The sequence below is a fragment of the Kaistella haifensis DSM 19056 genome (assembly GCF_000735695.2).
GTDB lineage: Bacteria > Bacteroidota > Bacteroidia > Flavobacteriales > Weeksellaceae > Kaistella > Kaistella haifensis.
The window spans coordinates 23,916-30,315 of record NZ_JASZ02000033.1 but is presented as its reverse complement, the minus strand read 5'-3'; the positions used below and the strand labels follow the sequence as shown (position 1 = coordinate 30,315).

Annotated in this window: 5 protein-coding genes; 3 read left to right on the top strand and 2 right to left on the bottom strand. The window is 36.1% G+C overall.

What is annotated here, in order from left to right; genetic code table 11:
* Nucleotides 1–180: 180 nt before the first annotated feature.
* Together AP75_RS12200 and AP75_RS12195 are read right to left on the bottom strand one after the other, a co-directional pair.
* Nucleotides 181–1,041, bottom strand: coding sequence for an AadS family aminoglycoside 6-adenylyltransferase (locus tag AP75_RS12200; RefSeq protein ID WP_025069680.1), 861 nt, complete (start codon nucleotides 1,039–1,041; stop codon nucleotides 181–183).
* A 951-nt stretch (nucleotides 1,042–1,992) separates the two neighbouring features.
* The gene (locus tag AP75_RS12195) at nucleotides 1,993–2,271 is read right to left on the bottom strand and encodes a MerR family transcriptional regulator (RefSeq protein ID WP_088264863.1); all 279 of its coding nucleotides are present in this window, start codon (nucleotides 2,269–2,271) and stop codon (nucleotides 1,993–1,995) included.
* A 400-nt stretch (nucleotides 2,272–2,671) separates the two neighbouring features.
* Here AP75_RS12195 and AP75_RS12190 point away from each other — a divergent pair, with 400 nt between their 5' ends.
* From AP75_RS12190 to AP75_RS12180, 3 genes are all read left to right on the top strand, one after another.
* Nucleotides 2,672–3,316 carry a DUF6266 family protein gene (locus tag AP75_RS12190; protein WP_031502190.1) on the top strand — a complete coding sequence of 215 codons (645 nt, stop codon included), beginning with the start codon at nucleotides 2,672–2,674 and terminating at the stop codon, nucleotides 3,314–3,316.
* Nucleotides 3,317–3,594: 278 nt separating this feature from the next.
* Nucleotides 3,595–5,709, top strand: a complete 2,115-nt coding sequence (locus AP75_RS12185) for a type IA DNA topoisomerase (RefSeq protein WP_088264862.1) — start codon at nucleotides 3,595–3,597, stop codon at nucleotides 5,707–5,709.
* 162 nt (nucleotides 5,710–5,871) lie between these two features.
* Nucleotides 5,872–6,372, top strand: a complete 501-nt coding sequence (locus AP75_RS12180; RefSeq protein WP_031503061.1) for an FKBP-type peptidyl-prolyl cis-trans isomerase — start codon at nucleotides 5,872–5,874, stop codon at nucleotides 6,370–6,372.
* Nucleotides 6,373–6,400 lie beyond the last annotated feature (28 nt).

Below are 6,400 nucleotides of genomic sequence, written 5' to 3'. Positions count from 1 at the left end.
AACGCCACAAAAAAAGCAGTCCTTCCGAAAAAACTGCTTTGCACCTCTATATTCTAAAAACGACATCCCCATAAGAGGACCATCATACTGCTGAAAAGCTACCGGAGCTTCCGTTCAACGGGCTTTCATTTCTTGTCTTGCAGACAAAACGAAAGCTTAGTTATTGTACGACGTAGTTATTTATTTAGTTTTTAATTCGTCCAAATATTTTCGTATGTCTTTTTCTAATTTTTTGGGATAATCATAATTTAGTTTTTTCGATAATTCAGTTCCAATTTTTGAAACTAAATCAGCCATTGCAAATAAAGCATCCCAATTATCATTTTTTTTACTTCCTGAAAATGTTTGTTCTATTGTTTCCCACAAATCGGTAGTCAGGTATTTTTTAAAAAGTCTGCCGTATTTATTGGTTGTAATATTCCAATTATGTTCGCTTGAAATGTACCATTCGATTAAAGGGATTAAATAGTCTGTTCGGATATTATTTTCAGTCATAAACTTTGTATAAAACAAGTCATCCCTAATAATACATTTTGCGGTATGAGCAATGTCCCACCAAAAGTCATTTAAAACTTGTTTGAATTTTTTTTCTGTAGGTTTTTTTATTATAAAAATCTGGTGAGTAGGCTTTTTTAGACTATTTGTTAGCCCTTCTTTATCCACCAAAACTTTATAGCCAATATCCCAATCTTCGTGTAATTCATTTTTTTTTGCGTCAAGTAAAAATTCGGGTTTGCTGTATAATTTGAAATCTACTTTGACATAGTCAGCATATAAAACCATTTTCATAGCGTGTTTACCTTCGAAATAGGTTTCGTCTTCTTCAACCATTGCAATTGGATTTCCAAAATTTTCTGTCCAAGTATTGTCTGAAATATATTTGGCGTTATTTTCGAATATAAGTTCAATGTCTAAGTCGCTAAAATCGTCAACAGGTGCTAATGGATTTACAAGTGAACTTGTCAATAATACTGCTCTTATGTCTCGGTTATTTTTAGACCAATCAATTATTGCTTTTAGTTTTTCGTCACGAACTTTCATTTTTACGAGGTGGGTTTTACTATGTCGTACAACTCTCAAATATACGCATCTTTCCCAAATTACCAAATATTTTCGCAAACAAATCAAATAAATTAAGCAATGTATTGTCTTATAAAGGATTATGTCTAATTTTACATTGCGTATTATAGATTGTTTTTCTATAAATTCACTTCAATGTTAGTGTTTTTAAGATATTTTAACATATACAAAAAACGAAGTATTTTAATTCATTTTTCCGATAAAAGATACACTTATTCCTCCCCCGCTCCCCTGCTAAATAAAATTCCATGAGAATCTATAATTTAAAATCTATAATCTCTAGCTCTCCCTTTTTCTCTCTTTTGAATAACTAAAAAAAGAAAAAACTTTTGTCACTTTTGCGGTAGAAAAAAATTAGAAGTTAGATATTAGACTTGAATCTAAAAATCCAGCCCTCTCTCCCTTTTTCCCTCTTTTGAATAACTAAAAAAGAAAAAACTTTTGTCACTTTTGTGGTAGAAAAAAATTAGAGGTTAGAAGTTAGATATTAGATATTAGACTTGAATCTAAAAATCCAGCCCTCTTTCCCTTTTTCCCTCTTTTGAATAACTAAAAAAGAAAAAACTTTTGTCACTTTTGCGGTAGAAAAAAATTAGAGGTTAGAAGTTAGATATTAGACTTGAATCTAAAAATCCAGCCCTCTTTCCTTTTTTCGCTCTTTTGAATAACTAAAAAAGAAAAAACTTTTGTCACTTTTGTGGTTAAAAAAATTAGAGGTTAGATATTAGACTTGAATCTAAGAATCCAGCCCACTCTCCTTTTTCGCTCTTTTGAATAACTAAAAAAGAAAAAACTTTTGTCACTTTTGTGGTTAAAAAATTTCCTCAAAAAAAAAACCATCAAGGATTTGGAACCCTTGACGGTTTTTTATTTTAAAATAATCCCTTATGGCGCGGATTTGCAATCTCTACACTACCTATGGTTCATGCTCAGTTTCACCAGATCAATGTACAGCAGCGGTTTTAGGTAATAAACCCTGCCTTCCAATTTGATGTAATGAAAATAATTGCGCTTCCGGTAAGTAAGCATCGTCCGCGGGGTTATTCTAAGCAACTTGCATACCTCATGTTCCTCATATAGTTGCGAAACATCCAGCGGAAACTCGCTTTGAGTTAATTGCTGGAAAAACAAATCCATTTCTCTTATCCACTCATTCAGCTGGGCGGTATTGGTTTGATGTAAGTGATTCATGGCTTTTTTTTAATTGTTAGCACAAAATTAAAAAAAATGATAAAATCACAAAATAAATAGCTTATTGATGCATATGGAATAAGCAAAATCCAAAAAAGAACCGCAAACTGATATTTTTTAAAATTCAGTACCGCTGAACTCATCATTCCAAGAAAACACCCGATTTCCGAAAATCAAACAAACAAAATTCATATACATTAGGATATACAATGCCACTACAAACCTTTTACAAACCCTATAGCAAGGATATAAAAAGGATATACACTTCTTAAAGAAAATGAGAACAAATCCAATAGTTCTATAGGCTAAATGGAAAATTTCAGAAAATTTCGGAAAGGTTAAAATTTGAAATCAGTTTTCATAATAATTTTACATCATTAACCAATAAAAATTATTTATTATGGGAAAACTAAATGATTCCTTACTGTCTGGCTCCTACGGTCGTACTGGCCGTTTAGTTGTAGCCAATGTTGCTGGTACCGAAATTTTACGGATTCGGCCAAAAAAACGAACTACAGCATCTACCCCCAATCAGATGATTGTACAGCAGAGAATGAAGCTGTGCTATGATTTTATCAGCTCTTACAAAGCATTTGCTAAAAAACATTTTGGGGTAAAAGTGGGCATGCGCTCTTGCTATAACTTGGCAATAACAAATCTGCTCAATGCTTTTAAAATCGACTTTGCAACCTTGCAGATCACCCCCGATTATCAGGAAATCTTCTTTGCCAAAGGCGGCCTTCTTGCACCGGTGATTACGGGGTTAGCTGCTCCTGCACCCGGCTCTTTCCAGATCCAGTGGTACAACAATTCGGGCAGTAACCCCGATCGCGAAACTGATCTTGCTCAGGTACTCTATGTAGCGGAAGACAATGTACGCTCTGTCTTCATCGAAAATATGGCCTCTCGTGCTGATGGTCTTTTAGACGTACAGCTCGCACCAAATTGGCAAGGGAAAACCGTTCATGTTTGGCTCGCTTTTCGTTCTCAGGATGAGCTAATTGCTTCCGACTCTGTTTACGCTGGTAATGTGTTGATCAGTTGATGAAATGTACGGCCTTATTTCAAGTGGTTCCGGTATTCATTGGAACCACTTTTTTGTTGGATGTTCAAGCTCTTGATGATCTTTCCAAACCTCCTTTTACCGTATTAAAATAAGATAAAGAACAGCACAATGATTATATCTTCCCTATTTTTCAATCAGAATAGATCCTGTTTTCTTACTATTTCTACTCATCAAATACATTCATACGAAAGAGTTCGCAACCCGATATTCAAAAAAAAATCGGTAATTTGCAAACGACAAAAAATGAAGCTGTAAAAATGAAATTATGCATTGCCGAAAAACCAAGTGTTGCAAGAGATATTGCCAAAGTATTAGGTGCAGATATGCCTAAACAGGGCTATTTCGAAGGTAATGGATATTGTGTCACCTGGACTTTCGGGCATCTTTGTACCTTGAAAGAACCCCACGATTATAGTCCGCATTTCAAATCTTGGGATCTCATCTACCTACCGATTATTCCTGAACAATTTGGGATTAAACTAATTCCTAATTCAGGAGTTGAAAAACAGTTTAAAACCATTGAAAAATTAGTAGAAGAATGCGATGAAGTCATCAACTGTGGTGATGCCGGGCAAGAAGGAGAACTGATTCAGCGGTGGGTTTTGCAAAAAGCAAAATGCAAAAAACCGGTGAAAAGACTGTGGATTTCTTCATTGACCGAAGACGCCATCAAAGAAGGTTTTAATCAATTGAAACCCGCTGAGGATTACCAAAACCTCTACCTCGCAGGAAATGCTCGTGCAATTGGCGATTGGCTTTTAGGAATTAATGCAACCCGACTTTTTACCCGAAAATTTGGCGGAAACAAAGGTGTATTGTCTATTGGCAGGGTTCAGACACCTACTCTTGCGATGTTGGTTCAAAGGCAAAAAGAGATTGATGCTTTCGAAACCGAGGAATATTGGGAATTAAAAACCAAATACCGCGATGTAATTTTCAGTGCGGCGATTGACCGACTTAAGACCAAGGAAAAAGCAGAAAAAGGACTCGAATATCTGAAGCAAAACCTTTTCGAAATCGTTTCTTTTGAAATTAAAGAAGGGAAAGAAAAAAATCCGCGACTGTTTGATTTGACGGCGCTGCAAGTAGAAGCCAACCGAAAATTTGGCTTTTCGGCGGACAATACTTTGAAATACATCCAAAGTTTATACGAAAAAAAGCATACGACTTATCCGCGTGTAGATACCACCTACCTATCCGAAAATCTTTACCCGAAAATTCCGGGAATATTGCGTTCCATGAATTTTTATAGCGAATATACCGCACCTCTTTTGGAACAGCCAATTCCGAAATCCAAGGCAGTTTTCGATGATAGCAAAGTGACCGATCACCATGCGATTATCCCGACAGAAATTCCTCCTTCTTCTAATTTAAGCAAAGAAGAAAAACTGATTTACGATTTGGTTGCAAGGCGTTTTATTGCGGTTTTTTATCCGGAATGTAAAATCTCAAATACGCTTGTTGAAGGAAAAGTGGGAACCATTTCTTTTAAAGCCAACGGAAAACAGATTTTAGAATTGGGTTGGCGCGAAATTTATGTAAAAGATAAAAAAGACGATTCCGAGAAAAAAGATAAGGAGGAGGAACAATTAATTCCCGAATTTAAAGTTGGCGAAAAAGGCGAACATTCCCCGCTCATTCACCAGGGAAAAACCAGTGCGCCAAAACCTTACACGGAAGCAACCCTGCTCCGAGCGATGGAAACAGCAGGAAAACAAGTGGACGATGAGGAACTTCGCGAACTTATGAAAAGCAATGGAATCGGCCGACCTTCCACACGAGCAAATATCATTGAAACTCTTTTTAAAAGGAAGTATATCGAACGCAAAAAGAAAAATCTTCTTGCAACAACCACCGGCGTAGAACTGATCGACACGATCGAAGACGAACTTTTGAAAAGTCCGGAACTTACTGGTGAATGGGAATTTAAATTAAGAAAAATCGAGAAGGGTGAATACGAAGCAGCTCAATTCAAGGATGAATTAATCCAGATGGTCAACGAATTGACCCGAAAAGTAATCAGCGAAAAGGCAAAAATTATCTCCTTTCAAAATGAGGAAAAAGAGTTGCCTAAAAAGGAAAAAGTTACTCGGAAAACGGCAACAATTCAATGGGAAGAACAGCAATGTCCAAAATGCAAATCGAGCTCGCTGATAAAAGGGAAAACAGCAGTCGGCTGTTCCAATTTTAAAAATTGCGATTTCAAAATTCCGTTTGTAATTTTCGGAAAAAAAATTACCGAGAAGCAGATTTTAGATTTAATTTCAAAAGGAAAAACGACGAAATTGAAAGGTTTTACAGAACACCCAAATCAGCGATCTGAAGGGATTTTATCTTTAACGGAAAATAACAGTGTCGAACTTTACGATTAAGATTTTTAAATAGATTTGATAAAGAAATTAATCGTTTTGTTTCAGTATCACATAATTCAAATTCAAAAATACTACCTTTGTTGAAACAGTAAAGAGAAGAAAATCTTCTCTTCCTTAAAAAAATAATAAAGGATTTAAAAATTCCTTTCTAATCCCAATATAATGACAATAGACAAAAACCACGTAGTAGCACTACATTACACGCTAAATTCCGTTGAAGAAGATGGAGAAAAAACGTTCATTGAAAAAACCGATGCCGATCAACCTTTCGCATTTTTATACGGAGTAGGAATGATGTTGCCAAAATTTGAAGAAAACCTTCACGGTTTGGCAGCGGGAGACAAAAAATCTTTTACCATTACTCCGGAAGAAGGTTATGGTGAAAAAGCAGAAAACGCGACCGCGCAATTGCCTGCATCAATGTTTGAAGAAAGCGGGATGCCACCTGTGGGAGTGATCCTACCTTTGCAAGATCCTGAAGGAAACCAAGTAAATGCTGTAGTTCTTGACGTTACAGATGAAGTGGTAACCGTAGATTTGAACCATCCGATGGCCGGAAAAACTTTGCAGTTCGATGTGGAAGTGGTGGCAACAAGGCCAGCAACCGAAGAAGAACTTTCTCACGGTCACGCACACGGAATCGATGGACATTCCGGACACTAATCATTCTTTACAAGAATAAAAAAAGCTG

What these genes read in the sequence shown, in the direction of transcription:
- AP75_RS12200 (WP_025069680.1), bottom strand. Translation starts at nt 1,041, where the DNA reads ATGAAAGTTCGTGACGAAAAACTAAAAGCAATAATTGATTGGTCTAAA.
- AP75_RS12195 (WP_088264863.1), bottom strand. Translation starts at nt 2,271, where the DNA reads ATGAATCACTTACATCAAACCAATACCGCCCAGCTGAATGAGTGGATA.
- AP75_RS12190 (WP_031502190.1), top strand. Translation starts at nt 2,672, where the DNA reads ATGGGAAAACTAAATGATTCCTTACTGTCTGGCTCCTACGGTCGTACT.
- AP75_RS12180 (WP_031503061.1), top strand. Translation starts at nt 5,872, where the DNA reads ATGACAATAGACAAAAACCACGTAGTAGCACTACATTACACGCTAAAT.
- AP75_RS12185 (WP_088264862.1), top strand. Translation starts at nt 3,595, where the DNA reads ATGAAATTATGCATTGCCGAAAAACCAAGTGTTGCAAGAGATATTGCC.